27 protein-coding genes are annotated in these 26,415 nt (G+C 62.6%); 8 read left to right on the top strand and 19 right to left on the bottom strand.

Annotation, left to right across the window (positions count from 1 at the left end):
• Nucleotides 1-43: 43 nt before the first annotated feature.
• The 6 genes from H3H51_RS21015 to H3H51_RS20990 form a co-directional block, all read right to left on the bottom strand.
• Nucleotides 44-943 carry a LysR substrate-binding domain-containing protein gene (locus H3H51_RS21015; protein ID WP_183091044.1) on the bottom strand — a complete coding sequence of 300 codons (900 nt, stop codon included), beginning with the start codon at nucleotides 941-943 and terminating at the stop codon, nucleotides 44-46.
• A gap of 169 nt (nucleotides 944-1,112) precedes the next feature.
• The gene (locus H3H51_RS21010; protein ID WP_183091043.1) at nucleotides 1,113-1,457 is read right to left on the bottom strand and encodes a hypothetical protein; all 345 of its coding nucleotides are present in this window, start codon (nucleotides 1,455-1,457) and stop codon (nucleotides 1,113-1,115) included.
• Nucleotides 1,458-2,079: 622 nt separating this feature from the next.
• Nucleotides 2,080-2,370 (bottom strand): type II toxin-antitoxin system RelE/ParE family toxin, encoded by a 291-nt coding sequence (locus H3H51_RS21005; RefSeq protein ID WP_183091042.1) that lies wholly within the window; start codon nucleotides 2,368-2,370, stop codon nucleotides 2,080-2,082.
• Nucleotides 2,367-2,639 (bottom strand): CopG family ribbon-helix-helix protein, encoded by a 273-nt coding sequence (locus H3H51_RS21000; protein ID WP_183091041.1) that lies wholly within the window; start codon nucleotides 2,637-2,639, stop codon nucleotides 2,367-2,369. Before H3H51_RS21000 ends, H3H51_RS21005 begins: the two co-directional genes overlap by 4 nt.
• Nucleotides 2,640-2,793: 154 nt before the next feature.
• A complete protein-coding gene (locus H3H51_RS20995) occupies nucleotides 2,794-3,246 on the bottom strand; it encodes a bleomycin resistance protein (RefSeq protein WP_220791118.1) in 453 nt (150 codons plus the stop codon).
• A 100-nt stretch (nucleotides 3,247-3,346) separates the two neighbouring features.
• Nucleotides 3,347-3,703 carry a hypothetical protein gene (locus tag H3H51_RS20990; RefSeq protein ID WP_183091040.1) on the bottom strand — a complete coding sequence of 119 codons (357 nt, stop codon included), beginning with the start codon at nucleotides 3,701-3,703 and terminating at the stop codon, nucleotides 3,347-3,349.
• 405 nt (nucleotides 3,704-4,108) lie between these two features.
• On the opposite strand from H3H51_RS20990, the gene H3H51_RS20985 reads away from it, so the two are divergent.
• Both H3H51_RS20985 and H3H51_RS20980 read left to right on the top strand, forming a co-directional pair.
• The gene (locus H3H51_RS20985) at nucleotides 4,109-4,837 is read left to right on the top strand and encodes a Crp/Fnr family transcriptional regulator (protein ID WP_183091039.1); all 729 of its coding nucleotides are present in this window, start codon (nucleotides 4,109-4,111) and stop codon (nucleotides 4,835-4,837) included.
• Between the two features lie 140 nt (nucleotides 4,838-4,977).
• Nucleotides 4,978-5,715 (top strand): Crp/Fnr family transcriptional regulator, encoded by a 738-nt coding sequence (locus tag H3H51_RS20980; RefSeq protein WP_183091038.1) that lies wholly within the window; start codon nucleotides 4,978-4,980, stop codon nucleotides 5,713-5,715.
• Nucleotides 5,716-5,724: 9 nt separating this feature from the next.
• On the opposite strand, the gene H3H51_RS20975 is transcribed toward H3H51_RS20980, so the two are convergent.
• The 4 genes from H3H51_RS20975 to H3H51_RS20960 form a co-directional block, all read right to left on the bottom strand.
• A complete protein-coding gene (locus H3H51_RS20975) occupies nucleotides 5,725-7,812 on the bottom strand; it encodes a putative bifunctional diguanylate cyclase/phosphodiesterase (RefSeq protein WP_183091037.1) in 2,088 nt (695 codons plus the stop codon).
• A 37-nt stretch (nucleotides 7,813-7,849) separates the two neighbouring features.
• On the bottom strand, nucleotides 7,850-8,206 hold the full coding sequence (locus H3H51_RS20970) for a hypothetical protein (protein WP_183091036.1): 357 nt from the start codon (nucleotides 8,204-8,206) through the stop codon (nucleotides 7,850-7,852).
• Nucleotides 8,207-8,326: 120 nt separating this feature from the next.
• A complete protein-coding gene (locus H3H51_RS20965; RefSeq protein WP_183091035.1) occupies nucleotides 8,327-8,539 on the bottom strand; it encodes a CsbD family protein in 213 nt (70 codons plus the stop codon).
• Nucleotides 8,536-8,727 carry a hypothetical protein gene (locus H3H51_RS20960; protein WP_183091034.1) on the bottom strand — a complete coding sequence of 64 codons (192 nt, stop codon included), beginning with the start codon at nucleotides 8,725-8,727 and terminating at the stop codon, nucleotides 8,536-8,538. Before H3H51_RS20960 ends, H3H51_RS20965 begins: the two co-directional genes overlap by 4 nt.
• A gap of 243 nt (nucleotides 8,728-8,970) precedes the next feature.
• Between H3H51_RS20960 and H3H51_RS20955 the strand changes: the two genes are divergently transcribed.
• The 3 genes from H3H51_RS20955 (at nucleotide 8,971) to H3H51_RS20945 (ending at nucleotide 10,563) form a co-directional block, all read left to right on the top strand.
• Nucleotides 8,971-9,159, top strand: coding sequence for a hypothetical protein (locus tag H3H51_RS20955; protein WP_235981445.1), 189 nt, complete (start codon nucleotides 8,971-8,973; stop codon nucleotides 9,157-9,159).
• 125 nt (nucleotides 9,160-9,284) lie between these two features.
• Complete coding sequence (locus H3H51_RS20950) at nucleotides 9,285-9,626, top strand: hypothetical protein (RefSeq protein WP_183091032.1); 342 nt, start codon at nucleotides 9,285-9,287, stop codon at nucleotides 9,624-9,626.
• 403 nt (nucleotides 9,627-10,029) lie between these two features.
• Nucleotides 10,030-10,563: a hypothetical protein gene (locus H3H51_RS20945; RefSeq protein ID WP_183091031.1), complete on the top strand. Its 534-nt coding sequence runs from the start codon at nucleotides 10,030-10,032 to the stop codon at nucleotides 10,561-10,563.
• 144 nt (nucleotides 10,564-10,707) lie between these two features.
• Here the strand turns inward: H3H51_RS20945 and H3H51_RS20940 are convergent, their stop codons facing one another.
• The 4 genes from H3H51_RS20940 to H3H51_RS20925 all read right to left on the bottom strand — a co-directional run bounded on the left by H3H51_RS20940 (nucleotide 10,708) and on the right by H3H51_RS20925 (nucleotide 11,754).
• Nucleotides 10,708-10,959 (bottom strand): hypothetical protein, encoded by a 252-nt coding sequence (locus tag H3H51_RS20940; RefSeq protein ID WP_183091030.1) that lies wholly within the window; start codon nucleotides 10,957-10,959, stop codon nucleotides 10,708-10,710.
• A complete protein-coding gene (locus H3H51_RS20935; protein WP_183091029.1) occupies nucleotides 10,959-11,165 on the bottom strand; it encodes a hypothetical protein in 207 nt (68 codons plus the stop codon). The genes H3H51_RS20940 and H3H51_RS20935 overlap by 1 nt, the downstream gene beginning before the upstream one ends.
• Before the next feature lie 134 nt (nucleotides 11,166-11,299).
• Nucleotides 11,300-11,512: a CsbD family protein gene (locus H3H51_RS20930; RefSeq protein ID WP_183091028.1), complete on the bottom strand. Its 213-nt coding sequence runs from the start codon at nucleotides 11,510-11,512 to the stop codon at nucleotides 11,300-11,302.
• Nucleotides 11,509-11,754, bottom strand: coding sequence for a hypothetical protein (locus H3H51_RS20925; protein WP_183091027.1), 246 nt, complete (start codon nucleotides 11,752-11,754; stop codon nucleotides 11,509-11,511). Before H3H51_RS20925 ends, H3H51_RS20930 begins: the two co-directional genes overlap by 4 nt.
• Nucleotides 11,755-12,110: 356 nt before the next feature.
• On the opposite strand from H3H51_RS20925, the gene H3H51_RS20920 reads away from it, so the two are divergent.
• From H3H51_RS20920 to H3H51_RS20910, 3 genes are all read left to right on the top strand, one after another.
• The gene (locus H3H51_RS20920) at nucleotides 12,111-20,693 is read left to right on the top strand and encodes a GH36-type glycosyl hydrolase domain-containing protein (protein WP_183091026.1); all 8,583 of its coding nucleotides are present in this window, start codon (nucleotides 12,111-12,113) and stop codon (nucleotides 20,691-20,693) included.
• A gap of 207 nt (nucleotides 20,694-20,900) precedes the next feature.
• The gene (locus tag H3H51_RS20915; RefSeq protein WP_183091025.1) at nucleotides 20,901-21,116 is read left to right on the top strand and encodes a CsbD family protein; all 216 of its coding nucleotides are present in this window, start codon (nucleotides 20,901-20,903) and stop codon (nucleotides 21,114-21,116) included.
• A 44-nt stretch (nucleotides 21,117-21,160) separates the two neighbouring features.
• The gene (locus H3H51_RS20910) at nucleotides 21,161-21,346 is read left to right on the top strand and encodes a hypothetical protein (RefSeq protein ID WP_183091024.1); all 186 of its coding nucleotides are present in this window, start codon (nucleotides 21,161-21,163) and stop codon (nucleotides 21,344-21,346) included.
• A gap of 123 nt (nucleotides 21,347-21,469) precedes the next feature.
• On the opposite strand, the gene H3H51_RS20905 is transcribed toward H3H51_RS20910, so the two are convergent.
• The 5 genes from H3H51_RS20905 to H3H51_RS20885 form a co-directional block, all read right to left on the bottom strand.
• Nucleotides 21,470-21,925 (bottom strand): hypothetical protein, encoded by a 456-nt coding sequence (locus H3H51_RS20905; protein ID WP_183091023.1) that lies wholly within the window; start codon nucleotides 21,923-21,925, stop codon nucleotides 21,470-21,472.
• 79 nt (nucleotides 21,926-22,004) lie between these two features.
• Nucleotides 22,005-23,033, bottom strand: a complete 1,029-nt coding sequence (locus H3H51_RS20900) for a hypothetical protein (RefSeq protein ID WP_183091022.1) — start codon at nucleotides 23,031-23,033, stop codon at nucleotides 22,005-22,007.
• 76 nt (nucleotides 23,034-23,109) lie between these two features.
• Nucleotides 23,110-23,541 carry a hypothetical protein gene (locus tag H3H51_RS20895; protein ID WP_183091021.1) on the bottom strand — a complete coding sequence of 144 codons (432 nt, stop codon included), beginning with the start codon at nucleotides 23,539-23,541 and terminating at the stop codon, nucleotides 23,110-23,112.
• A 68-nt stretch (nucleotides 23,542-23,609) separates the two neighbouring features.
• The gene (locus H3H51_RS20890) at nucleotides 23,610-24,233 is read right to left on the bottom strand and encodes a DUF2971 domain-containing protein (RefSeq protein WP_183091020.1); all 624 of its coding nucleotides are present in this window, start codon (nucleotides 24,231-24,233) and stop codon (nucleotides 23,610-23,612) included.
• 305 nt (nucleotides 24,234-24,538) lie between these two features.
• Nucleotides 24,539-26,281, bottom strand: a complete 1,743-nt coding sequence (locus tag H3H51_RS20885) for an amidohydrolase (protein WP_183091019.1) — start codon at nucleotides 26,279-26,281, stop codon at nucleotides 24,539-24,541.
• Nucleotides 26,282-26,415 lie beyond the last annotated feature (134 nt).

Genomic DNA, 26,415 nt, shown 5'->3' with positions numbered 1-26,415 from the left:
AACGCTGCTCAGAACAGCCTTTTTCGCCACTGCGCGCAGCCGCTCACGCGATCTCGACGCCCTCTTCTGCCACCTCGCCCAGGCAAGTGCTGATTGCCTCGCGCAGCCAGCGCTGCACCGGCGCCAGTTCGACCTCGCGACTGGCACTCCAGGCCATCGACAGGTCAAAGCGCGGCGCCGCGAATGGCAGTTCCTCGACCCGCACACCGCCTTCTGCCAGCAGCGCCGGCGCGGTGTAATCCGGCACGCTGGCCACCATCGCGCTGCCGCGTAGCAACCCAGCCAGACCGTGGAACTGCGGAACCACCAGGCGCACCTCACGGCTGAGGCCGCGCTGGCGCAGTTCGTCGTCGATAAACCCATGCAGGTCACCGACGCCGGAGACCAGGGCATGGGGCCGGGCGGCATAGTCGACCAGGCTCAGCGGCGCGCCTTGTCCATCTCCGCGCAACAACAGTGAGCGACTGCGACGCAAGCGACGCTGGCGGATGCCCGGCGGCAGTTCGCCGACATAGGCGATGGCGACAGTGATCTCCCCGGCATTCAGCTGACGGGCCAGTGTCTGGTGCTGCGTACGGCGCACCACCAGCACTACATGGGGCGCCACGGCGTGCAGGTGGCGCTGCAACTGCGGCAGCAGGCCCAGCTCGGCATCGTCGCTCATACCGATGCGCAACACCTCGCGGCTGATGGAGGGATCGAAGGGCGCTATCTGGCCGATGGCCGTCAGCGCCAAGGCGCGCGGAGTTGGCTGCAAATACGGGCCGGCGGGCACGAACAGTGGATCGTCGTACTGCCGGCGCAGGCGCGCCAGCGCGCCACTGACCTGCGCAGGAGCGAGGAACAGGCGCTCGGCGGCGCGGCGAAGGTCGCGTTCCTGCATCAGCAGATCGAACACGACCCGCAGGTTGAGGTCGACGTGGGGTAAATCGAGGCGGGTCATGGCAATGACTCCTGGTAAGTCAGGAGCCATCTTCGAGCCTCGTTGCACCCGGTTGAATAGACAGGGCTGCAAAGGCGGATTGCAGCTTTGCACGGCACGTATGGCCTCGACCAAGCCCTGCGGCGACCGGCAGCGGTGATGGCGCAAGCGCATTCAACCGCCCCGCGTGCTATTCCGCGCGAAAGCTCCAGACGATCTCCACCACCCGCACGGCGAGCACGAGATAGAGCAAACACAGGATGACCTGCAACACCCGGTGGTAACGCAACTTGGCCAGCCGGTGCAGGCCATCGCTGATGTTCAGCAGCAACAGCAGCGCCGAAACGATGATCAAGCCCCAGCCGGTCAGGTTCGATACCCACAGGCCCATGAACAACCGATGGTCGCCATGCAGGGCTTCCGTCCCGGCGGCGAACAGCAAGGCGCAGACCAGCAGGTTCTTGAAGTTATCGAAGACTTTCGTGCACAGGTCGTTATCCAGCAGCGCCAAATACTTTCTCCAGAGTTTGTGCATAGACCGGCACCTGGTTGGCAGCAGAGGGAAAGGACGTCGACTCGCGTGCGCTTCGACAGCCCTGATGCAAGGGATCGCTGCAGCGAAGGATAGTTGCTATCGCGCCATGCGCCGGCCGGTTCGGGCCGTCGATCCTGCTTCCCAGGGGCTCAATCCACCTGCTATCGCCAGCGGCTGGGCGACACGTCGGTCCACTGCTTGAGGGGAGAGTCCATATACGTTGTTAGAAGCTTACAATCAGCCGCAACTGCCAAAAGAAACTTCAGGGCCACGAAATTTATGTTCAAAGCCTTCTGCGCAACCAGCCACACCGTCATCCCTCATATAAAAGAATAAGGTTGGACACACCCCACGACCAGGGCGAGCTGACTGCAACTCCAACTTAGATAAATTCACTCGCATTTGCCCCTGCAATACGTTACTCACATGGCACTCCGACTCAAGCGATGAGTACATGAAGATTGATATTACGGCGACGATCGCAACCGGGAGCGAACACATAAAAGCGATGAATATATATTTTCGCCATGGCTTGGTCACGAGCATCGCGGCTTCCTGCCTCAGGGTTAAGGGGTCAGCTTAGCCCGCCCCAGTGAGCGAAACGAACGACTTGAACCAGTAGTTAGATGCTTTGCATGCGGTCTTCATAGTGGTGCCATATACGGAGAATCACGACAGCTTCGGCATGCGTAGCGTACCGAATTACGTATTTCCCGAAAATTGCATCACGAATAACCTTTGGGTCTGGAGCTAACTCCACTGCGCGGCCCATTGTTGGGAACAGGCGAAGATTCTCGATGCGAGCAATGAGCTCTGTTGCTAAACGTGCGGCAGAAAGGGGATCTTTCTCAGCAATGAATGCTCGGAGACGAACCAAATCGGCCACGGACTCTTCTGAGTAGACCAGCTTCATTGGCTCGCCTTAGGTGGCGGCAGTTCATTTGCGCTGCCCCAGCTCTGGAGCCAGGCATTTACTGCCTCACCGGACACGACCTTGCCCTGTGCTACGGACTCCATCGCTTGCAGCGTTTCTTGCCAGCGGGTCTGTTCTAGCTCCTGACGCTCAAAGAATTCTCTAAGCGCCTGATTAATAAGCCAGCTTTTACTCCGGTTAAGCTTTTCGGCCATGGCTCCAAGATTTTCTTCGAGTTCAGGCTGTAGCCGGACGGTTGTGACGCTCATAGGAATGCCCTCCATACTATTGAATGCAATGTATTACATGGTATTCATGAGGGCAAGCGGGCGCGACGTGCGGTGGGGCAATGCATCTAACGTTTAGTTAAGGGACAGGCTTTAGCCCGTTCCAGTGAGCGAAGCGAACGGTTTGAACCAGCTGTTATACCTGGGCCGCACCAGCGTTTACATTGGCAAGGCTGTTTAGCCTGAGTAAGTAGCCATCTGGGTCAATGATCATAAATTGCCTAACGCTAACGAACTGACCACCAACTCGATATGATTTTTGCTCTAGTGGCAACTGGATTGGATAGCTGTTATCCGTTAAGCAACGGTATATACCATCAAGATTTTTAACGGTTATCTGGAAGTTTATGCCTCGACCAAAGGGGTATTCAAGCTCTGCGGGGATCCATGGATCATTTTGTGGCGCCAATTCTTCTATCTGTTCAAGCATGAGAACAGCACCGTCAAGTTCGATGGTTGCAAAGCCATCCTCTGGGCGCTCGAAGCAAATCGAGAAGCCGAGTAGCTCTGTATAAAAGCTCAACGACTTTTTAATGCAGCGTACATTTAGCTCTGGTGTTAGCGGGGGAAATATGTCGATGCCGGCCATGACTCATACCGTATAACGTTTGGTTAAGGGGCGGGCTTGAGCCCGTCCCAGTGAGCGAAGCGAACGATTTTAACCACTTGTTAGGCATGCGGTTTTCGATTCAGAACCGCTGCCCTTTATGTGGCTTGGCGATAACCTGCCATGAGTCGTCATGCAGTACTGTTCCCGGATCTTCTGTTCGAAGAACTTTTATATAAATCCCGTGCTGCTCAAGTATATCTTTTAGGAGCCACATTTTCTTTATTGCTTCTTCGGCCCCTGGCTTGAACCAAGATATTGCCCTGCGGTGTTCTATGTCATTTAAGGTTTCAGGTATCGGCAAGTTTTCATTAAACCATTTTAGAGCGATGCGCAATTCCCTGTGCTCTGAAACAGTAAGGTCACCCTCATCTCTTAGTGCATGGGCTGCCACCAAGGCTCCAGCGCTGTGCCCCGAATCATTGTCAATTTCAAACACCGAAAATCTGATGAGCACAATTGATGCCTAACTATTATTAGACGACATCACTGCCGCATAAGATCCAACAGAATGTTGGATAACCTTCCTTGTCGAGCACCAAGTCGCTGTTACTTCCAGCCCTCTTCAAACAATCACAACATCTGCTGAATAGGGCACGACACCGGACAAGACCAGCCTGAAAAGTATGATTTTGCCCGCAAGCTGTCCAGTGACCAGCGCGATGCTTCCCGCTGGGGTGTGATGCGGCCTGCCCAGACGCCCAGCCCAGCCTCGAAATCCCCCGCGATAACCCCCTCCCCACCTCATCACGAAAAAGCCTTATGTGCGGTAGCGAACAGAGCGAATACTGCAGCGGCGTATAGTCAATTTAATGCCTATATCAGTTATCAAAAGGGGACTGAAATGGCAGAACCCTGCATGCCGCAGCAAAATCATCTGCTGGCGGCCCTGCCTGGAGACGTGCAAGAACGCCTGTTCACGCACATGGAGCGGGTGGCATTGCCACTCGGCAAGGTGTTGTACGAGTCCGGCGATACGATGCGCCATGTCTACTTCCCGACCGACTCGATCATTTCCCTGCTGTATGTGATGGAAAGCGGTGCCTCGGCGGAGATTTCCGTGGTCGGCAATGAAGGGCTGGTGGGCATCGCCCTGTTCATGGGCGGCGAGAGCACGCCCAGCCGGGCCATCGTGCAGAGCGGCGGGCACGCGTATCGGCTGCCTGGCCAGCACCTGAAAGATGAGTTCAACCGGCATGGCGAGTTGCTAGTTCTGATGCTGCGCTATACCCAGGCGCTGATTACCCAGATGTCGCAAACCGCGGTGTGCAACCGCCATCACTCGATCGACCAGCAGTTGTGCCGCTGGCTGCTGCTGTCGCTGGATCGCCTGCCAAGCAACCAGCTGACCATGACCCAGGAGCTGATCGCCAACATGCTCGGCGTGCGCCGTGAGGGTGTCACCGAGGCGGCGGGCAAACTGCAACGCCAGGGTGTGATCGAGTACAGCCGAGGGCATATCACCGTGCTCGACCGGCAGAAACTCGAACAACTGAGTTGCGAGTGCTACGCCGTGGTGAAGAAGGAAACCGATCGGCTATTGCCTTACATCCCCAAGCACCCGGCCACCTGAGACCGCCCCCAGCCGCGCAATCCCGGCCTGCGTGGCCTAGCGAACAGAGCGCACGGCAGCAGGTGTGCACACTGCGCCCACGGGACTGCCTGGCACCCTTCCCGCGCCACCTCGGCTGACTCGTGCTGCAGGCCTCGCGCATGCCAGCTGCACCCCCAACACCTGTCGTCAACCTGCTGCTCAACGCCCTGCCGCCCAAGGAGCTCGAACGCGTCCTGGCGCACTGCGAAACGGTGGAGCTGCTGTTCGGCAACACGCTCTGCGAACCCGGCCAGACCTACGACTATCTGTACTTCCCGCTCGACGGCTTTATCTCCCTGGTCACCACCCTGGGCCCGCATCGTCCGCTGGAGCTGTGCCTGATCGGCAACGAAGGCATGCTCGGCGCCACCCTGGTGCTGGGCCTCGATGTGGCACCCAACCGGGCGGTGGTTCAGGGCAGCGGCCGGGCCTTGCGCATCAGCACGGCCCGGCTCGGCCAGGCACTGCGCGAGTCCCCGCACCTGCTGCGCGCGCTCAAGCGCTACCTCTATGTGCTGACGATGCAATTGGCGCAGAACGTCGCCTGTGCTCACTTCCATGCGGTCGAGCCGCGCCTGGCGCGCTGGCTGCTGATGAGCCATGACCGCGCACATTCCGATCACCTCACCCTGACCCACGAGTTTCTCGCCGACATGCTGGGCGTGCGCCGCAGCGGCGTGACCATTGCCGCCGGTGCCCTGCAGGTGCGCAGCCTGATCCACTACAGCCGCGGCAAGATCACCATCCTCGACCGCCCTGGCCTCGAAGCCGCCGCCTGCGAGTGCTATGGCGCGCTGAACCAGGGCTACGCACGGCTGCTCAGCCCGCACCCGCCGCCACCTCCCAGCCTGGCTTGAAGGCCCCTGTCAGCAGTCGAGCGGTACGCTCTTGTGCAGAAACAGCCGGGCGAACTGCTCGCTCAGCAGGCCACGGCTGAACAGGTAGCCCTGCCCTTCATCGCACTGCTCGCGCTTGAGGAACACCAGCTGCGCCTGGCTCTCCACCCCTTCGGCAACCACCTTGTAATGCAGGCTGGCGCCCATGGCGATCATCGCGCTGGCGATGATGCCGGTGTTGGCGTTGATGGCATGCACGAAGGACTTGTCGATCTTCAGCACGTCGATGGGGAACTTCAGCAGGTAGCTCAGGCTGGAATAACCAGTGCCGAAATCATCCACCGCCAGTTGCACGCCAATGTCCTTGAGCTGCTGCAGGATGCCGCTGCTGATATCGGCATCACGCATCAGCACGCTTTCGGTGATTTCCAGTTGCAGGCACTGCGGCGGCAAATCGGTCTCGGCGAGGATCAGCTGCACCCCGGCGACGAAATCTGCATGGCGGAACTCCAGCGCCGAGATGTTCACCGCAATCGACGCCAGTTCCAGCCCTTGCTCCTGCCAGCGCCGGGTTTGCCGGCAGGCCTCGCGCAGCACCCAGCGCCCGAGCGGCACGATCAGCCCGCACTCCTCGGCAACCGGCACGAAGCGCTCCGGCAGGGTCAGCCCCCATTGCGGATGCTGCCAACGCACCAGCGCCTCGGCGCCCGTCACGGCACCGGTCTTGAGGTTCAGCTTGGGCTGGTAATGGAGGATGAATTCGTGCCGGTCGAGAGCCTGCCACAAGCTGCTCTCGATCACCTGACGCTCGACCGCGCGCACGTTCATCGCGTGCTTGAAGAACTGGTAGTTGTTCCGCCCGCTTTCCTTGGCGTGGTACATGGCGGTGTCCGCGTTCTTCAGCAGCGCTTCGGCGCTCTCGGCATCGGCCGGGTACACGCTGATGCCGATGCTGCAGGTCATGTGCAGCTCGTGCTGGTCGATGGCGTAAGGCGCCGACAGGGCGGCGATGATCTTCTGCGCGGTCAGGCCGGCGTCCTGCATGTCGCGCCCCTCGGCCAGCAGCACGACGAACTCGTCGCCACCGCTACGGCTCACCGTGTCCGAGTTGCGCACGCAGGCCGACAGGCGCTGCGCCACCAATTGCAGCAACTGGTCGCCAGCCGCGTGGCCGAGGGAGTCGTTGATGTACTTGAAGTGATCGAGGTCGAGAAACATCAGCGCAATGGCATTGCCGCTGCGCTCGGCCAGGCTGATGGCCTGGGCGATCCGGTCATTGAGTAGTACGCGGTTGGGCAGCCGGGTAAGAAAGTCATGCTGTGCCAGATAGGCCATTTTCATGGCCATCACCCGCGCCTCGGTGACATCGTGGAACACCACCACCGCCCCGCTGATTTCCCCGCTGGGGTCGAGAATCGGCGCGGCAGAGTCCTCGATCGCCACATTGCTGCCATCGCGGCGCACCAGCACCGTGCCGGCGGTCATGCCCATCGGCTGGTTCTGGCGCAGCACCAGGCCAACCGGGTTCACCGCCACCGCCGAGGTTTCGCTATCGACCAGGTGCATGACCTGGTCGATGTGATGGCCGCGGGCCTCTTCGCGCAGCCAGCCGGTCATGTGTTCCGCGGCGATATTCAGGTAGTCGACATTGCCCAGCATGTCCGTGCCGATGACCGCGTCGCTGATCGAGTTGAGGGTGATTTCCGCCCGCGCGCGCTCCTGGCTCAGGCGCTCCTCCAGGTTTTGCCGCTGGATGATGTTGCGCAGTGACTGGGCCACCAGGTAACTGGCGAACTGCCCCTTGAGCAAATAGCCCTGGGCGCCGCAGTCCAGGGCCTGCAGCGCCAGGGCCTCGTCCTCCAGGGCGCACAGAGTCAGGATCGGTATCGACGAGGCGGCTGCATGCAAGCGCAGGAAGGTGTCGATGCCCTGGCTGTCGGGCAACGACAGGTCCAGCAGCACCGCATCAATCCCCCCCGCCGGCAAGCGCGCCAGGGCGGCGGACAACAACCGCACCCGTTCGCTGCTGAAAGGCCCGTCTCGGGCTTGCCCAAGCATCTCCTGCAACCCGCTGCAATCGCCGGCATCCGCCGTGACGATCAGCACCCGATAAGTCATCGCACCTCTCCATCGCCGCTGCCGAGCATTCCCGGAATCAAAAACTCAACCTGGGCAGTTGTTCAACGGCGCTGCCAGGCACGTGCTCATGCAGTTCGACTGCCAACCGGGTGGCACTGAAGTGCGCACCCAGCACGGCAAAGGTGTTCGGTAATCCGTGGGCTGCACCCGCAGCCAGGCAACAGGGTACGTAGCGGCATGCATCGGCCATGCCCTGGACTGCCTGCAGGCTATGGGTGGGCAGGCCCAGGGCGTAGATTTTCCAGGCCTGGGACTGCTGGCGCGCCTCAACCAGCTCCTGCGACAGGTTCCAGATGGTAACCAGGCCGCTCAGGGTCAGCAGAGCCAGGACAATGCCAAGGACGATCAGTAACGCGCGGGAATAGGCTTTCATTGTGTTTCTCCCTCTAGCCTGGCTCCGTTGGCGCCATGGGTACCCGTGTCGAAACGTCGCTGAAAACCCCAGGTGCCCTGCCCACTGCATCTGACGAAACGGCAGCTGGCCTGGCTCAGATCAGCCTTTGTGCGTGGCCAAAAGACGCTTTACCTGCGCCTCGGCGTCATCCCGGGAGAAGGCGTAACGCGCCTGCAGCAAGCCCGCCAGGCGTTGCGCACGACCGGCGGCGCAGAGTGGCTGGTCGTCGATCAGGTTGCCCCAGGACACCTTGGCCGCACCGAGGTGCTGCTGCCATTGGCCCTTGAGCTGTTCGACGCTGGGCAGGCTCATGACGGCTCTGGCTCGCCGAGGGCGCCATTGCCCCTCCCAGGGCTCAGGTCGCTGTCCAACGGGTCGTCCTGCGGTGTCTGCTCGGGGAGTTCTGCATCATCGGGCTGGTCGGTATCCGGCTCGGTGAAACCCGGCACAGGCGGTTCCGGCGGACCGGTCGGCACATTCGGATCAATAGGCACGCTCATCATGACCTCCACAGAAAAGCACACGGGCGCGCGCAAATGGCGGGGCTCGGGAAGTCACCATGACAGCCGTACACACGCACGTCCGTACGTTGCCGCGCATAGCAGGGTTTTTTCAGCCAATACCGGGCAGCGTTCGCTGACGCACCGACCTGCCATTGGGTTCGATGGCGTACAGACGCGCGGCAGTGGCCGGCTCAGGATCGAGGCCTATCCGACACCGCCGCAGGCCACGCAATGAACGGTATGAGCGAAACCCAGCGCGCCCAGCCCATCAACGCCCAGCTGCTCTACCTGCACCGGCTCAGCGGCGTGCGTTACTCGGCCACCTTCGAGTCGGCCAGCAGCTACGCGCTCACCCCCATCCACGGGGCGGTGCGGCATGCCAGCGTCAAGGAGCTGGCCAATGCCGAGGTCTGGCAATTGCTGCCCTAGGCGCAGGCGCCCTCCCGGCTCACCTGCCACTCATCGCAAACGCTGAATCAGCTCGCCGCCATGGCTGTCCACCCTTAACAGGCAGGGCATGGCAGTGCCACGCCATCATTTCAGGAGGCCTCGCCATGAGCAGCTTCAGCATCGAAGGCTGGTGCAAAACCGGCAACGCAGAAAAATCCACGCCGCTGGGACTCATCGAGTTTTACATCAACGGCGTCGATCACAAGCACCTGGAGCAGGCGGAAGAACACCTGCAGAAAACCCAGGGAAAAGAGGTCATGGTCGATGTCGACATGGACACTCTGGAGTTGCAGCTACCCGAGGAGTGCGGCCCGCTGTCCGACTGCCAGTTGCGCGTCTACCTGCGCCCCAGCGACCAGCGCGGCCAGTTCCACCTGGTTGGCCACCGCGCCAGCGACGGCAGCCTGATCTACAGCAACGCGATCCTGATCGACCAGCTGATGTAAGCCGCGCCGCAGTCCGTAGACCGTCGCCCGGGATGGGCTTCGCTGCGGGTTGTGTGGCCCGGGAACCTGTAGGAGCCAGCTTGCTGGCGATCCGCTGCCCATCGGCGCCGACAAGCATCGCCAGCAAGCTGGCTCCTACAGGGTTGGGTTCAACCACAACCCACGCGCGGTGTGTGGCGCGGCAACCGGTAGGAGCGAGCTCTGCTCGCGAACCCGCCCGCGCAAAAGCTTCGCGAGCAGAGCTCGCTCCTACAGGGTCAGGTTGAGCCGGTGAATCAACCTCGGGCGGCGGCCTGAGCCTTATTGCGCCCCTGCGTACGCGAGCGCACAGACTGGCGGTTGCGCCACGCTCCAAGCTAACAGCCTCGACACTCGGCATCGGCTTACGCTCAGGAGCATCACCATGGATAGCTACCACCACACCGTATGGGGCTTTTTCCCCCACCGTGCTCCCGCCGAAGACACCCTGTTGCAACTGGTGCGCCGTGGCCTGCACAGCGACCGCCTGCAGATCATCGCCGACGATGCCGATGCCCCGCCCGCGCCAGACACCAGGAGCAACCGGACGCTGCAGGACGTGCTGATCCCTGGTGGAATCGGCGCCAGCATCGGCATCGGCCTTGGCGCCCTGGCGGAAGTGGTGTTGCTGATCAACCACATCAGCCTGTTCAGCACCGGCCCGCTGATCACGCCATTGATATTGCCCGGCTGGGGCGCCCTCATCGGCGGCTTCCTCGGCAGCGTGATCGGCGCCGGCAGCGACGCGGGCAAGCATGCCGAACGCACCTGCGCACAGGTCAGCGATGCCGCTAGTCAGGGTGACGTGGTGCTGCTGGCAGACACCCGTAGCGAGCGGGAAACCGCCATCGCCCGGGAAGTGATCAAAGCCTCATCGGGGCTCTATAAAGACATCGACATGGCGGCTGCCACGGCTTGATTCCAGCGCCTGGGCTGCCCGAATGGCGCCCCAGCCGTCCGCCTCGCACTCGGCGGAGATCCCGCCTTTGTAGGAGCCAGCTTGCTGGCGATCCGCTGCCCATCGGCGCCGACCAGCATCGCCAGCAAGCTGGCTCCTACACAATCAGGTTGGGCCACTGAGCGGTGAATCAACCTCGGGCATCGGCGCCACGGCCTGTTGAGGCCGGCTTTCCTGGTGTTTCAGCTTCAGCCAGCTATCGCGCTCGCGCTGGTGCAGCGGCCGTGGATAGCCGGCCTGCCAGGTGTTCATCCGGCGATCTTCGGGCTGGTGTGCCTGCAACGCGGTGTCGGCAAGCGCGCCCTGCGTCTCTTGAGACAGCGCAACACTGCCTTCGAGGGCATCGCTATCCGGCATCACGATTTTTTCGGTTCCTGGCTCATCAGGTCGTCATCGCCCCTGGCCGCACGCAGCGGGGGTTTGCCGGCCTCGTTGGCGGGAGCTGGAACCGGGTCATGGATGACCTCTTTGGCCTTGTAGAACGGCTGGCGTGGGCTTCCGGATTTCTGCTCACCGACCCTGACGGGGCCGCTGGGGTAACGCTGTTCGGTAGGCTTGCTCATGGTGACCTCTGCGCAGTCCCGATACCGGCGAATGTGCCGGGGGCCGGGAAGAGGACGATGGCAGTCGCTCACGCCCGCTGTCGGTGCGTTGCCGCGCATAGCGCCCGAGGCCGCCCTGCCCCGGGCGCTGGTGGTTAGACGCAATACTTGTCGAAAAACCGGTCGACCTGTTTTTCCGCCGCTTCGTGGCTGATCGCATAGCACTGGCGCACCATGCCGGCCAGCGTCGGCGCATGGCCCTGGCATTGGCGCAGCTCAACCTCACTGAGCTTGCCCCAGGTCGCCTTGGCCGCAGCGATCTGTTGCAGCCACTGGCCCTTGCGCACGGGGGCACCGAAGCTGATCACGAAGTGTGCGGCTCTGGGCTCACACGGCGGTCGCCGCGTTCGGAGCGCTGCTCGGCCAACGGCGCTTTGGACACCGGCGGCTCCGCCACATTGCCGACCATGGGTTTAGCCGCAGGCTTGTGCTCTGGTTTGCGCTCCACCTTGTTGAACGGCACGGTGATGTTGCCGTCTTGCACCTTTTTGGCCTGGCCGGTGGGCTTGGGCTGGACGTTGCCGGGGTTGCTCTCATTGGACTTGTTCATGGTGACCTCGCTGGCCGCATCGCACCGAATGGCGCGATAACAGGAGCGCCACCATGGCCAGAACCAGGCCGGGCGTCGGTGCGCCAGCACGCTTAGCGAGCCAGCCCCCAGGGCCACCGCGGGTAGTCAGCGAACCCAACCAGAGCCAACACCGACTACCGCCAAACCCGCGCCATTGAACGGCCAGCCCGCCCTATGTGCGCTAACGGACAGACGCCAACCCGACGCCGGTGCACCGTCATGCGCAGCAGAGTTTCACCCCACAACGCCGCGTCGGCATGACCCGGCAGACCGCTGCCTGTCTCGCTTCACTCAGGCCAGGTCGCTGCAACTCGACGTAGCCGGTCAAGGAAACAATGCCCAGCTCATGGCTCCGCGCTCTCTCGCAGCTGCGCAGTTCACCGCGTAAGTTTGCTTACGAACCCGTCCTGCGGGCTGAACTGTTCAGCGCCGAACAGATGGCCAACCACGGCCATGAATTGGCCAAACAGCATCAGCTCAACCCGCGCGCGGCTGCCGGCGCACTGCTCACTCGCCTGACCGACAACGAAGCCTTGCTGGTCCGCAGCTGCGCCATGCTCGGCGACGTGCCGCTGGACACCCGCCGCGCCACCCCGGCGGCGGAGTGGCTGCTGGACAACTTCTACCTGATCGAAGAACAGATCCGCACCGCCCGCAAACACCTGCCCAAAGGCTACAGCCGCGAACTGCCGCGCCTGGCCAGCGGTCCGTCGAGCGGTCTGCCACGGGTCTACGACATCGCCCTGGAAACCATTTCCCACGGTGACGGCCGGGTCGACAGCGAGAGCCTGAGTCGCTTCGTCGCGTCCTACCAGTCGGTCATGCCACTGACCCTCGGCGAGCTGTGGGCGATCCCGATCATGCTGCGCCTGGCGCTGATCGAAAACCTGCGCCGCGTCGCCTCACGGGTAATGGCCAACTGGGACGACCGCAACCTGGCCAACGACTGGGCCGACCGCCTGCGCGACACCGCCGAACACGATGCCAAAAGCGTGCTGCTGACCGTCGCCGACATGGCCCGCTCGCAACCACCGCTGACCAGCTCCTTCGTCGCCGAGCTGGCCCGGCGCCTGCAGGGACAAAGCGCGGCGCTGATCCTGCCACTGACCTGGATCGAACAGACCCTCAGCGAAAGCGGGCTGAACATCGAACGCCTGGTGCAACTGGATGCCCAGCAGCAGGCCGCCGAGCAGGTGTCCATCAGCAACAGCATCAACAGCCTGCGCAAGCTGTCCGCCAGTGACTGGCGCAGCTTCGTCGAGAGCATGAGCCGGGTCGAACAGGTGCTGCACGAAGACCCGGCGGCGATCTACCCGAGCATGGATTTCGCCACCCGCGACCACTACCGCCACGTGGTCGAGCGCCTGGCGAAACACTGCAGCCACGCGGAAGAAGCCATCGCCCGCCGCGCCATCGACCTGGCAGCGGCCAGTCAGGGCCTCGCCAGCCATGTCGGTTTCTACCTACTGGGTCCTGGCCTCGGCGAGCTGGAGCAACAGCTCGGCGCGCGCCCGCCCATCGCCGAGGCCTGGCAGCGCCTGCTGCGCCGTGCACCGCTGGCCTTCTTCCTCGGCCCGGCACTGATTCTCAGCGTGCTACTGGCCTGGCCGTTCCTCGCCGCCGCACGCAGTGCCGGACTCAGCGACCCGCTGCTGGTACTGCTGTGCATACCGGCCCTGCTGATGACCAGTTGCCTGGCCCTGGGCCTGGTCAACTGGCTGGTGACCCTGACCGTGACGCCGGACATCCTGCCGCGTCTGGACTACAGCGACGGCATTCCCGAACAGGCGCGCAGCCTGGTGGTGGTGCCGACGCTGATGGGCAGCGCGCGGGATATCGAGGAACTGGTCGAAGGCCTGGAGGTACGCTTCCTGGCCAACCGCGACGCCAACCTGCACTTCGCCCTGCTCACCGACTTCATGGATGCGCCCAGCGAGGTGCTGGACCAGGACGCCGCCCTGCTCCAGCTGGCCCGCCAACTGATCGAAGCGCTCAACCTCAAGTACCCGCCAAGCGGTGCCGAGCGCTTCTACCTGCTGCATCGCCCACGTCGCTGGAACCCCGCCGAGGGCGTGTGGATGGGCCACGAACGCAAACGCGGCAAGCTCGCCGCATTGAATGCCCTGCTGCGCGGCCAGGGCCAGGATCACTTCGCGCTGATCGTCGGCGATATCACCGCGCTGCCGCCGGTGAACTACGTCATCAGCCTGGACACCGACACCCAGTTGCCGCGCGATGTCGCCCGGCAACTGGTCGGCGCCCTTGCCCACCCGCTCAACCGGGCGGTGTTCGACCCCGTGCAGAGGCGCATCAGCAACGGTTACGCGATCCTCCAGCCACGGGTCGGCATCAGCCTGCCGAGCACCGCGCGCTCACCCTATGCGCAACTGTTCGGCAGCGACGCCGGGGTCGCCCCCTATACCCGCGCCGTCTCCGACGTGTACCAGGACCTGTTCCAGCACGGCTCGTTCATCGGCAAGGGCATCTACGCGGTGGATGCCTTCGAGCAGGCGCTCGAAGGCTGCTTCCCGGATAACCGCATCCTCAGCCACGACCTGATCGAAGGCTGCTACGCCCGCTCCGGCCTGCTCAGCGACGTGCAGTTGTACGAAGAACACCCGGCCCGCTACAGCGCCGACTGCAAGCGCCGCCACCGCTGGATGCGCGGTGACTGGCAACTGCTGCCCTGGCTGCTGCCGTGGACACCGAAGCCGCAAGGCGGCGTGGAGCGCAACCGGCTGAATGCCCTGGCGCGCTGGAAGATCCTCGACAACCTGCGCCGCAGCCTGGAGCCAGCCGCCTTCCTGGCGATGCTGCTGTGGGGCTGGTTCGCCATCGACCAGGCGCTGCCCTGGACCCTGGCCGTACTCGCCCTGGTGCTGACCCAACCCTTGCTCAGCGCCCTACTGGAACTGCTGCGCAAGCCCCACGACATTCCCCTCGGCCAGCACCTGCACGCCACCTCGGGTTCGGCCGCGCTGCATTTCAGCCGCGCCCTGCTGAGCCTGGTGTGGCTGCCCTTCGAGGCGGCGCTCAGCCTGGACGCCATCAGCCGCAGCCTGTGGCGCATGCTGGTCAGCCGCAAGCGCCTGCTGCAATGGAACCCCTCGCGTGAAGTGGAGCGCAGCAGCCGCAACGACCTGCCCGGCCTGTACCGGCTGATGTGGGTCGCCCCGGCGACCGCACTCGGCAGCGCCGCCCTGCTGCTGCACACGCCGTGGGTGCTGGCGGTGGCCAGCCCGTTACTCCTGCTGTGGCTGGCTGGCCCGGCCGTCGCCTGGTGGCTCAGTCGGCCGTCGGCGCGGCAGGCCTTCACCCCGTCCGACGATGACCTGCGCTTTCTACGCAACCTGGCGCGCAAGACCTGGGCCTTCTTCGACCAGCATGTCGGCCCGCTGGACAACTGGCTGCCGCCCGACAACATCCAGGAACAGCCGAGCCTGGTGATCGCCCACCGCACCTCGCCCACCAACATGGGCATGGCCCTGCTCTCGCACCTGGCCGCCTACGACTTCGGTTACCTGAGCGCCGGCCGCCTGCTGGCGCGCCTCGACCAGTCGCTGACCAGCATGGCCAGCCTGGAGCGCCATCGCCGGCACTTCTTCAACTGGTACGACACGCAGACGCTCAAGCCCCTGCCGCCGCACTACGTGTCGACGGTGGACAGCGGCAACCTGGCCGGCCTGCTGCTGACCCTGCGCCCCGGCCTGCTGGAACTGGCCGAGCAACCCCTGCTCAGCCCGCAACTGTTTGCCGGCCTCAGCGACACCCTCGCCCTGCTGCACGACGCCGTGCGCGGCGCGCGCCTCAACGAACATGCCCTGCGCGAGCTGCAAGGCGAGCTGGACGCCGCCCAGGCCGCCGCGCCGCAAAGCCTGGAAGCCACCTGCCAGCGCCTGCAACGCCTGCTCGACTACAGCCGCCTGCTGCGCAAGAGCCTGCAGCCCGCGCTGGACAGCGAAACCGAGCGCTGGCTGCAGGCGCTGGTGGCGCATTGCGACGACCTGCACAGCGAGCTGAGCCTGTTCTGCCTGCCGCCCCGGGACAGCAGCGAACAGCCTGCCGCAGGGACCTGGCGCCAGCTGGCGCAACTGGACAGCCGGCAATGGCCCGACGCCAGCCAGGCCCAGGTGCAGGCGGTGCAGCACCGCGCCAGGGAACGCATCGCCTGTGCCGAGCGCCTCGCCCACGTCGCCGGCAGCCTGGCGCAGATGGACTTCAGCTTCCTCTACGAACCGCGCCGCGACCTGTTCGCCATCGGCTACAACGCCGAGGAGAACCGCCTGGACAGCGCCTATTACGACCTGCTGGCCTCCGAGGTGCGGCTGACCAATTTCGTGGTGATCGCCCAGGGCCAGTTGCCCCAGGAAGGCTGGTTCACCCTCGGCCGCCTGCTCACCAGCAACGCCGGGGTGCCGGTGCTGCTGTCCTGGTCCGGGTCGATGTTCGAGTACCTGATGCCGATGCTGGTGATGCCCAACTACGCCGGCACCCTGCTCGACCAGACCTGCCGCGCCGCCGTAGCCAGGCAGATCGAGCACGGCAACCAGCTGGGCCTGCCCTGGGGCGTTTCCGAGTCTGGCTACAACACCCAGGATGCGCACTTCAATTACCAGTACCGCGCCTTCGGCGTCCCCGGCCTGGGCCTCAAGCGCGGGCTCGGTGAAGACATCGTGATCGCGCCCTACGCCTCGGTCCTGGCGCTGATGGTCGACCCGCAAGCCGCCTGCAAGAACCTGCAGCGCCTGGCCAGCCAGGGGCTGGCCGGCACCTTCGGCCTGTACGAGGCAGTCGATTACACCCCGGCGCGGCTGCCGCGCGGGCAAAGTGCAGCGGTGATCCAGTCGTTCATGGCTCACCACCAGGGCATGAGCCTGCTGGCGCTGGTCTATGTCCTGCTGGACCGGCCGATGCAACGGCGCTTCGAGTCCGACCCGCAGTTCCAGGCCACCGCCCTGCTGCTGCAGGAGCGCATCCCGAAAACCGCCGCGCAGTACCTGCATGCCGCCCACTCGCCCGCCGCCGATGCGGCCGCGCGGGTCACCGAAACCAAGCTGCGGGTGTTCAGCGACCCGGATCGCCGCCGCCCCGCCGTGCAACTGCTCTCCAACGGCCGCTACCACGTCATGCTCAGCAGCGCCGGCGGTGGCTACAGCCGCTGCAACGGCACTGCCGTGACGCGCTGGCAGGAAGACATCAGCCGCGACCACTGGGGCATGTTCTGTTACCTGCGCGATGTCGCCAGCGGCGACTTCTGGTCCGCCGCGCACCAGCCAACGCTGCGCCGCACGGCCGGCTACGAGGCGATCTTCACCGACGCCCGCGCCGAATTCCGCGTGCGCGAGCGCGACTTCGACAGCCACACCGAGATCGTCGTCTCACCCGAAGACGACATCGAACTGCGCCGCCTGCACCTGACCAACCGCGCCCGTGTGCGGCGCACCCTGGAGCTCACCAGCTACGCCGAAGTGGTGCTCGCCCCGGCCATCGCCGACGCCCTGCACCCGGCCTTCAGCAAGCTGTTCGTGCAGACCGAATTGCTGCCGTCGCTGCAAGCGATTCTGTGTTCGCGGCGGCCGCGTTCCAGCCAGGAAAGCGTGCCGTGGATGTGTCACCTGCTGGCGGCCCACGGCGTGGACATCGACGCGATTTCCTACGAAACCGACCGCGCGCGCTTTATCGGCCGTGGCCGCAGCGTGGCCCACCCAGCGGCACTGGATGCAGGCGTAGACAGCTTGTCCGGCAGCGCCGGCTCGGTGCTCGACCCGGTTGTGGCGATCCGCTGCCGCATCACCCTGGACCCCGGCCAGACCGCCATCATCGACCTGGTCACCGGTGTCGGCGACACCCGCGACAGCTGCCTGCATCTGATCGACAAATACCGCGACCGCCACCTGGCCGACCGCGTGTTCGGCCTGGCCTGGACCCACAGCCAGGTGCTGCTGCGCCAACTCAACGCCTCGCTGGCCGATGCTCGCCTGTTCGAGCAGATGGCCGCCTCGATCCTCTACGCCAATGCCGCGCTGCGCGCCGATGCCAGCGTGCTGACCGGCAACCAGCGCAACCAGTCCGACCTCTGGGGCCAGGCGATTTCCGGCGACCTGCCGATCGTCTTGGTGCAGATCGCCGACCCGGCCAATATCGAGCTGGTGCAGCAACTGGTGCAGGCCCACGCCTACTGGCGGCAAAAAGGCCTGGCGGTGGACCTGGTGATCTGGAACGAGGACCAGGTCGGCTATCGCCAGCAACTGCAAGACCAGATCATGGCGCTGGTCACTTCCGGCAGCGAGGCCAATCTGGTCGACCGTCCGGGCGGCATCTTCGTCCGCCCGGCCCAGCAACTGTCCAACGAGGACCGCCTGCTGATGCTCGCCGTGGCGCGCCTGGTGCTCAGCGACAGCAACGGCAGCCTGGCCGAGCAGGTGCACCGGCGTTCCAGCGAGCCGGCGCTGCCGCGTTTCGATGCGGAGCAGATGCGCACCCCGCCGCGCCTGTCAGCCAGCCCACCCTCCAGCAACCCGGCGCTGTTGCTGGGCAACCCGTACGGCGGCTTCAGCGCCGATGGCAGCGAGTACGTCATTCGTCTGGGCCAAGGCGTCAGCACCCCGGCGCCCTGGGCCAACGTGCTGGCCAACCCGCACTTCGGCACGGTGCTCAGCGAAAGCGGCGGCGCCTACACCTGGAGCGAAAACGCCCACGAGTACCGCCTGACGCCCTGGCACAACGAGCCGGTTGGCGATGCCAGCGACGAAGCGCTGTACCTGCGCGATGACGAAACCGGCCACTACTGGTCGCCCACCCCGCTGCCGCGCCCCGGCACGGGCAGCTACACCACCCGCCACGGCTTCGGCTACAGCGTTTTCGAGCACGATGAAGGCGGCATCCACAGCGAGCTGTGGGTGTATGTGGCGCTGGATGCGTCGATCAAATTCTCGCGCCTGAAAGTACGCAACCACTCGGGGCGTGAGCGCAGCCTGTCCGCCACCGGCTACGTGGCCTGGGTGCTCGGCGACCTGCGCGAGAAGTCGGCGATGCACGTGATCACCGAGCAGGACCCGGTCAGCGGCGCGCTGTTCGCGCGCAACGCCTACTCCATCGAGTTCCCCGGTCGCGTGGCGTTCTTCGATGTCGACTCGCCGGCGCGCAGCGTCAGCGGCGACCGCAGCGAATTCCTCGGCCGCAACGGCAACCTGAATGCCCCCGCGGCGCTGGCCAAGCCGCGCCTGTCCGGGCGCACCGGTGGCGGCCTGGACCCCTGCGCGGCGATCCAGGTGGCGTTCGAGCTGGCCGATGGCGAGAGCCAGGAAGTCGTCTTCCGCCTCGGTGCAGGCCACGACGCCAGGGCCGCCGCACGCCTGGCCCAGCGCTTTCGCGGAGCCAGCGCGGCCAGCAGCGCACTGGACGAGGTGCGCGCGCACTGGCGCGCAACCCTGGGCGCGATCCAGATCAACACCCCGGAGCCGGCCATCAACGTCATGGTCAACGGCTGGCTGATGTACCAGGTGATCGCCAGCCGCTTCTGGGCGCGCAGCGGCTATTACCAGTCCGGCGGCGCCTACGGCTTCCGCGACCAGTTGCAGGACAGCATGGCGATGATCCATGCCAGCCCGGCCGCCAGCCGCCAGCACCTGTTGCTGTGCGCGGCGCACCAGTTCAGCGAGGGCGATGTGCAGCACTGGTGGCATCCACCGCTGGATCGCGGCGTGCGCACCGGCTGCTCCGACGACTACCTGTGGCTGCCCCTGGCCGCCAGCCGCTATGTGCGCATCACCGGCGACCACGGCGTACTCGATGAGCCGGTGAGCTATATCGAGGGCCGTGCGCTGAATGCCGGCGAAGAGTCCTACTACGACCTGCCGCAACCCTCGTCCCTGCAGGAAAGCCTCTACCAGCACTGCGTGCGCGCCATCGAACACGGCATGGCGCGCGGCGCCCACGGCCTGCCGCTGATCGGCTGCGGCGACTGGAACGACGGCATGAACCGCGTCGGCGAACAAGGCCAGGGCGAAAGCGTGTGGCTGGGTTTCTTCCTCTATGAGGTGTTGCAGCAGTTCGTCGCCATCGCCCACAGCCAGGACGACGCACCCTTCGCCCAGCGCTGCACCGAACAGGCCGCGCTGCTGCGTATCAGCCTGGAAGAGCACGGCTGGGACGGCGCCTGGTACCGCCGCGCCTACTTCGACGACGGCACGCCACTGGGCTCGGCGGGTAACGAGGAGTGCCGCATCGACTCCATCGCCCAGAGCTGGTCGGTGCTCTCCGGCGCCGCCGCACCCGAGCGCCAGCGCAGCGCCATGGACGCCTTGGAGCAACATCTGCTGCGCCGCGACCTGGGCCTGGTGCAACTGCTCGACCCGCCCTTCGACAAGGGCGCGCTCGACCCCGGCTATATCAAGGGCTACGTGCCCGGCGTGCGCGAGAACGGCGGCCAGTACACCCACGCCGCCGTGTGGGCGAGCATGGCCTTCGCCGGCCTGGGCGACAGCGCCCGCGCCTGGGAACTGCTGCGCCTGATCAACCCGGTCAGCCACGGCAATCCCGCGACCATTGAGCAGTACAAGGTCGAGCCTTATGTGGTGTCTGCCGACGTCTATGGCGTGGCGCCCCATGCCGGGCGCGGCGGCTGGAGCTGGTACACCGGCGCGGCCGGCTGGATGTACCGGCTGATCGTCGAGTCCTTGCTCGGCCTGCAGCGCAGCGGCGCCAGCCTTCGCCTACAACCGGTGCTGCCGGCCGACTGGCCGGGCTTCAGCCTGGATTACCGCTTCGGCAGCGCGCTGTACCGTATCGAGGTGCAGCAACAGGCCGACGCAGAGCCCTCGTTGCAGCTGGACGGCGTATTGATCGAAGGCCTGGAAGTCCCCCTCATCGACGACGGTCAGGAACACCACATAGCCCTGCGCTGCCGGCCGCTCTGACCCGCAGCGCCAAACTCGCCAAACCCCTCACCCCAACCCTCTCCCGCAGGGAGAGGGAGTTCAGGCCGCCGTAGGGTGGATAACGCTCTGCTTATCCACCAAGGCCGCAACAAGCCAGCCGCCTAAGCGCGCCAGCGCACCGACCGCAAAGGCAATCACTGCGACGCTGATTGCAGACCCACTCACGCAACCCCAAGGAGCCAGAAAATGAGCAGGCCACTCGCCGAAATCATCCGCAAAAACTGGCGCCACCTCGCCAGCCTGGCGCGGGTCGTCTGGGACGAACTGACCCTGGACGAACTGATCAAGTCCGAAGGTGACGCGCAAAAGCTGACCAAGCTGGTTCAGCAGCGCTACGACATGCCCCACGACGACGCGGAAAAACAGGTGATGAGCTTCTTCGAACGCCACAGAACCACCTGACCCCGACACCCCGGCCAGGTAACCCCCGGCCAGCGAGGCACCCTATGTACTCCGCCTACTTCGTCATCGCCCGCAGCTCCGGCAACATCATCCGCCTGATCCAGCGCAGCAGCCCGCCCAACGACAGCCCCACCGTGCAGAACGTCTACGCCTCGATCGCCTGCGTGCACCGCTACCAGGCGCTGCAGGCGGCGGGACAGAACTTGATCAACCTCAAGAATGTGTCCTAGGGAAAACCCACCATGCCGTCGCTCCCGCGCAGGCGGGAGCCCAGGTGCCACGGAGCCTCTGGTTTATTCCCCTACAGGCCAGTGCAAGCGCTGCTGTGAGAATGACGGCTCGGCAGAGTGCACTCAGACCCCCAGGAGTGCACCGCAGTACAAGACAGTGCTGCATAAAATGGCTTGATTCGCCAAAAACCCTATCCCGAACCCCAGGAAGCCAGCAGCAAAGGCAAGGGCTGGCTTATTGCGAGTTGAAAAGCGGCTGACAACACCGAACACCAGCAGACCAACCGCCGCGCCCGGCAGTGAAAAGACATGCCCTAGCGCCAGTAGATCGTTGGTAGTGACCGGAACCCAATTGGCACGAATGTAAACACCAAAAGCCAACCCCGCAGCCAGAACTGCGCCGGAGATAAACAGAGGCTTTGCCTTTACAAGTGCAGAGAGAATAAAAATCCCTAGAAAGACTGCTGCGTAGTACCAGTAGCCAATGAAAAGGACATCGCCTTTCGCGAGAGTGATTGCCATGAAGAAAGCAATGGCTAGTGCGGTGGTGATTGCGTCCGTGCGTAGTGTCAGATTCATTTTTTATCCAACGATTAAACCGAGAGACCGGCTTTAGCTGGCCCAAATGAGCTATTTGAAACGTTTGTTAGCGTGCGAATCATGAGGTAGCAGTAAGCGTAGTGAATATATTTTCAACTTCCCAGCCTGCTATTCCCTCTAACCCTTTAGCTAAGTAATCTGACGGTACCGGAGCCTCTGGATCTGCCATTAAGGCTACTCGGCTCAAAATGGCTTCTCTCGCCAAGACAGGCAAACTATCCCACCAAGTAATACGAAATGCGTGGTTTTCACAACATGAGAACGAGAATCTGAGCAATGCATCTTGTGGGCTTGCTCCGCAACTTACCGCACTCGCCAAAGACCTTGCGAGTGCTACACATGAATTATTACTGCTTGCGTGCCAGCACAAAGTGAATGACCACCCTTGAGCTAAAGGAGCGGTAAAAAATGTAATAAAATCCAATGGTGATTTAAAGTCGCCAAGATCTTGTAGGCCTCCTCCGAGAAAATCGAAGTCAGGATATAGCACGCCTGACAACTGTAGATGCCAAGGCGAATTAGATGTCAGCGTTAGGAACTGAAACTCACTATAGCTTTTGGAAAGCAACGCTGCATCGAAATATTTTTTGTGATACTGCAGGCGCTGAAAGCCGAGTGAATGCCCCATATAAGAGGCCTCAAGAAAGTTTTTTTGCTCCGCATGCAGCGCTGAATTATTTATAAAATTCTTTAATGAAGTCGCGACATTTTCTTTTGTAAAATATTCTCGACACATGCAGCGATAAGCATAAAGTGCTACTTGCTCTGAATTGGGTTCCAAAGGGTAGTTATCAATGGGCTTAAAAAGCTCATTGTCGTGGTATTTGCAAAATCCGGAAAATGTAGATGCTTTTTTCCATCCGATTTTTTGGGGCGCAGGTTGCCAATTATTATCTCGCAGGACCGACATCTCAGCAGTTATTCGGTATACATGACCGGCTTCAGCTATCTCTCCCAATTGATTGCTTTTTTGAATTGAGTGGGCACTGATTATTTCATTACAGCGCTCTCCGCGTTCGAAATGAAGGCATCGACCGCGCGACTCATTGCGCTTCATTTCATTGAAGAAATCTGCTGCTATTTTCATCAAGCACCTAATGATTAAGCTAAGGGTCCGGATTTAGCCGGCCCGAGTGAGCGAAACGAGCGACTTGAACCAGTACTTAGGTCACAGACTCCATGAATGATGATATTAGGTGCCAAGCCTCTCGGTACCGATCTAAATCCGCTACATTTTTCATGCTTACTTTCCCCCAGTTTGCGCTGCGGGGTAAAGAGGTTATGAGGCTTACTGGTAAAACGTAGTAATCAGGGGCCATAACTTCCTTCCGACCATCTTTGGAGCCACGATTAAGAAAAACTGCGACAACAAATTCACAATCAAAGCTTTTAATTGGAAAGTCGATTGCCCCTGTATTCCAACGGCTTTTCACCTGTATGCGGGCAGATGTATTTTTCTCTGGATTCGTTGCAACGAGATCGTACCCAGGCATGTTTGTATATGTTTTATAGGTAGGAATGCGGTGAATCAGTAGCTGACCAAGAACAAGGAACTCAGCACCTTCACTTTCTAGCCTTGTGTCTAGGCGACTCATGATTAGCCTCTGTTACCTAACGATTGAGCTAAGGAGCTGGCTTTAGCCAGCCCCAGCGAGCTGCATTGTTATATGCCATTTCCTGCAAACTCTTTCCAGGTTTCATTTTCAACAAGTGTAGATCTAGAAATGCGCAGATTGCTGCAACCATTTATTGACTTCAAAGTGCTCTTGACATGAATGGCGACAGCTCTTGGAAGCCAAGGACTAAGCGTTATTCGATCAATTGCCGAAAGTGGAATTGGAATCCTATATATAGGCTCACCTTTACTCTTGGCTCCGTAGAAAAGCCTAAATTCCTTTTCATCTGCATACGCATAGCGTTTTAGAAAGGGGAGCTCTTCGGTTTGGGGAGGCTCGCCCCTAAGATCCGATATAGTGCAGTACTGGACGCTTTCGGCGCGAACCCCATGATGCTTCGTTGCATATTTTATGATTTTGCTTTTGTCGAAGGTGATGCATGCACCTCCACTGCCATGTGAGAAAACTCGCCAGTGATGATAGGTTTCCGGCGCCTCAGCCAGACATAAAGCATAAGTACTTGAGACTCCAGCTGCTCGCGCATACTGCTCTATGTAGAATGAATCATTTCGATCATCCCATGCTTTGGGATTAACTAATGTCAGCTCTCTTGTCTGTAAAAGATCTATGACATAGGGGATTTCTGTGTATCGTCTTAGCGTAGCTTCCAACGCTGATTTCCTTTTCCATAGTTAATCTACATCACTGCCGCATAACATCCGAACAAATGTCGGATAACGTCCCTTATCCACGCTAAACCGCCTCTACTTCTAGAGCCACCCCAGACAAATGCAATTTCCGCTGAAGGGAAAGCAGCACCAGACAAGACCAGACCGAAAAATATGGTGTTGCCTGCAAGCTGTCCAGCAACACGCGGAACACCCCGCTGGCATTCGGCTAGCCCTGCCCCAGCCAGAAAGCACAACGCCACCTTGCCGGCAGTGCGGCAAGGTGGCGTTGTGGGTGTTGCGGGCGCTTACTTGGCCGGGGTGTACACCTCACGGCCGGCGAAGTAGGTGGACAGCACCTGGGTCTCGGCCAGCTCCGCGTCGGTGACCTTGAATACATCGCGGTCGAGGATCACGAAGTCAGCCTGCTTGCCAGCGCTCAGCGAGCCGATCTGCTGCTCCAGGCCGATGGCCTTGGCAGCGTTGAGGGTGTAGGCGTAGAGCATGGTTTCGCGGTCGATGCGCTCGTCGGCGTTGAGCACGCCTTTCGGCCCTTCGCGGGTCACGGCCTGGGCGATGGCGTACCACGGGCTCGGCGAGGACACCGGCCAGTCGCTGGCACCGGCAATGGTCGCGCCCTGGGCCAGCAGCGAGTGCGCCGGGTACTGGTAGCGGAACGCCTCGGCGCTCACATAGGGTTTGACCAGGTCCATGGTGTAGTCATCCGCCGAAGCCCACAGCAGCTGCATCGAGGCGATCACCCCGAGCGGTTTGAAGCGCGCGAATTCCTGCGGATTGACCAGCTGCAGGTGGGTGATCGAGTGGGTCACGCCGCTTTGCCGGTCCTTGCGCGCCTGCTCGATGCCGTTGAGCGATTCACGCACGGCGCGGTCGCCGATGGCGTGGATGTGCACCAGCCAGCCGCGGGCATCGGCGGCGCTGACCAGTTCACCGAAGTGGGCCGGGTCGATCAGCAGCTCGCCCTGCTTTTCCGAGTTGTGATAGTGGCTGAGCAACGCCGCGCTCTGCGCCGGGAACTCCAGCACGCCGTCGGCGAAGATCTTGATGCCGGGCAGGGTCAGGTTGGGCACGCCCTGGAACTGCTGACGCACTTTCTCCAGCACCTCCAGGTCTGCCGGGCGGCTTTTCGGGTTGGCCACCATCAGCGCCGCGACGTGGGCATTCAGGCCCCCCTTCTCGGCCAGGGCCTTGTAGGCCGGGATGATGCCGACACTTTTCTCGGTTGGCGTGAGGTTGAACACCGCCTCGCCCGGTGCGGCGTTGGCCGCTGGGTCCATCCAGGCGGTGATGCCCTGGCTGTTGTTGAAGTGCACGGCCGCTTCGGCAGCGCGCAGCAGCTCTGCATCACTGGGCGCCGGCAGCACCTTGGCCACACGGTCCCAGCCGGCGTCGACGACAAAGCCGTTGGGCTCGCCATTTTTCAGGGTGCCGATGGTGTCGCGCTCGGCCTTGGGCAGGCTGGCGATCAGCGCCTTGTCGATGCCGGCGCGCTTGAGCATCACCTGGTTGGCCCAGCCGGTGTGGTGGTCGCTACCGGCCAGCACGACCGGCTCTTGCGCCCACTCGCCCTGGTTGAAGCGTTTGCCCAGGTCTTCGGCCTGGGACCAGTAGCTGGAACTCATGCCGCCCACGTTGAGCACATCGCCATGCCGGGCGGTGCCGTCGTCACGCCAGGTGCGCAGGCGTTTTTCCAGCTCGGCCAGGTCGACCTTCTCGTCGGCCATGTTCGCCGAGGCCAGTTCCAGGCCACCGAAGATGGCGTGGGAGTGGGAGTCGATCAGGCCCGGCATCAGGCGCTTGCCCGCCAGGTCGATGACCCGCGTGCTGCCATCGGCCAGGGCCTTGATCTGGGCATTGCTGCCCACTTGCAGGACCTTGCCGTTTTCCACGGCGATGGCCTGTACCTGGGGTTGGGCGCGGTCGGCGGTGAAGATTTTGCCGTTGACCAGTACCAGATCGGCGGCGGCCATGGCTTCCAGAGAGGAAAAAGCGACTGCGAGTGCCAGCAGGTTCGGGATGAACCGGTTCATCGTGAGTTCCCTTGTTTTTCTTGGTGTCGCCGGGAGCCTACGCAAGCAACAGGGCCTGGCAGAACGCACAGGTCGCGCAAAAGCCTTTTTCCTGAATGGCAAAACCTCGAATACACCCGTGCCAACACACGCCG

It is taken from the genome of Aquipseudomonas ullengensis, from assembly GCF_014174475.1.
Classification (GTDB): Bacteria; Pseudomonadota; Gammaproteobacteria; order Pseudomonadales; family Pseudomonadaceae; genus Aquipseudomonas; species Aquipseudomonas ullengensis.
This window is presented reverse-complemented; position numbering and strand designations above follow the sequence as displayed.

Bases quoted from the DNA above. Each gene is read 5' to 3' on its own strand.
- H3H51_RS20955 (WP_235981445.1), top strand. From the start codon at position 8,971: ATGAGCGAAACCCAGCGCGCCCAGCCCATCAACGCCCAGCTGCTCTAC.
- H3H51_RS21000 (WP_183091041.1), bottom strand. From the start codon at position 2,639: ATGAGCGTCACAACCGTCCGGCTACAGCCTGAACTCGAAGAAAATCTT.
- H3H51_RS20920 (WP_183091026.1), top strand. From the start codon at position 12,111: ATGCCCAGCTCATGGCTCCGCGCTCTCTCGCAGCTGCGCAGTTCACCG.
- H3H51_RS20960 (WP_183091034.1), bottom strand. From the start codon at position 8,727: ATGAGCGTGCCTATTGATCCGAATGTGCCGACCGGTCCGCCGGAACCG.
- H3H51_RS20915 (WP_183091025.1), top strand. From the start codon at position 20,901: ATGAGCAGGCCACTCGCCGAAATCATCCGCAAAAACTGGCGCCACCTC.
- H3H51_RS20970 (WP_183091036.1), bottom strand. From the start codon at position 8,206: ATGAAAGCCTATTCCCGCGCGTTACTGATCGTCCTTGGCATTGTCCTG.
- H3H51_RS20895 (WP_183091021.1), bottom strand. From the start codon at position 23,541: ATGAGTCGCCTAGACACAAGGCTAGAAAGTGAAGGTGCTGAGTTCCTT.
- H3H51_RS20975 (WP_183091037.1), bottom strand. From the start codon at position 7,812: ATGACTTATCGGGTGCTGATCGTCACGGCGGATGCCGGCGATTGCAGC.
- H3H51_RS20945 (WP_183091031.1), top strand. From the start codon at position 10,030: ATGGATAGCTACCACCACACCGTATGGGGCTTTTTCCCCCACCGTGCT.
- H3H51_RS20965 (WP_183091035.1), bottom strand. From the start codon at position 8,539: ATGAGCCTGCCCAGCGTCGAACAGCTCAAGGGCCAATGGCAGCAGCAC.
- H3H51_RS20885 (WP_183091019.1), bottom strand. From the start codon at position 26,281: ATGAACCGGTTCATCCCGAACCTGCTGGCACTCGCAGTCGCTTTTTCC.
- H3H51_RS20950 (WP_183091032.1), top strand. From the start codon at position 9,285: ATGAGCAGCTTCAGCATCGAAGGCTGGTGCAAAACCGGCAACGCAGAA.
- H3H51_RS20985 (WP_183091039.1), top strand. From the start codon at position 4,109: ATGGCAGAACCCTGCATGCCGCAGCAAAATCATCTGCTGGCGGCCCTG.
- H3H51_RS20980 (WP_183091038.1), top strand. From the start codon at position 4,978: ATGCCAGCTGCACCCCCAACACCTGTCGTCAACCTGCTGCTCAACGCC.
- H3H51_RS20935 (WP_183091029.1), bottom strand. From the start codon at position 11,165: ATGAGCAAGCCTACCGAACAGCGTTACCCCAGCGGCCCCGTCAGGGTC.
- H3H51_RS21010 (WP_183091043.1), bottom strand. From the start codon at position 1,457: ATGCACAAACTCTGGAGAAAGTATTTGGCGCTGCTGGATAACGACCTG.
- H3H51_RS20995 (WP_220791118.1), bottom strand. From the start codon at position 3,246: ATGGCCGGCATCGACATATTTCCCCCGCTAACACCAGAGCTAAATGTA.
- H3H51_RS20925 (WP_183091027.1), bottom strand. From the start codon at position 11,754: ATGAACAAGTCCAATGAGAGCAACCCCGGCAACGTCCAGCCCAAGCCC.
- H3H51_RS21005 (WP_183091042.1), bottom strand. From the start codon at position 2,370: ATGAAGCTGGTCTACTCAGAAGAGTCCGTGGCCGATTTGGTTCGTCTC.
- H3H51_RS21015 (WP_183091044.1), bottom strand. From the start codon at position 943: ATGACCCGCCTCGATTTACCCCACGTCGACCTCAACCTGCGGGTCGTG.
- H3H51_RS20905 (WP_183091023.1), bottom strand. From the start codon at position 21,925: ATGAATCTGACACTACGCACGGACGCAATCACCACCGCACTAGCCATT.
- H3H51_RS20910 (WP_183091024.1), top strand. From the start codon at position 21,161: ATGTACTCCGCCTACTTCGTCATCGCCCGCAGCTCCGGCAACATCATC.
- H3H51_RS20940 (WP_183091030.1), bottom strand. From the start codon at position 10,959: ATGCCGGATAGCGATGCCCTCGAAGGCAGTGTTGCGCTGTCTCAAGAG.
- H3H51_RS20900 (WP_183091022.1), bottom strand. From the start codon at position 23,033: ATGAAAATAGCAGCAGATTTCTTCAATGAAATGAAGCGCAATGAGTCG.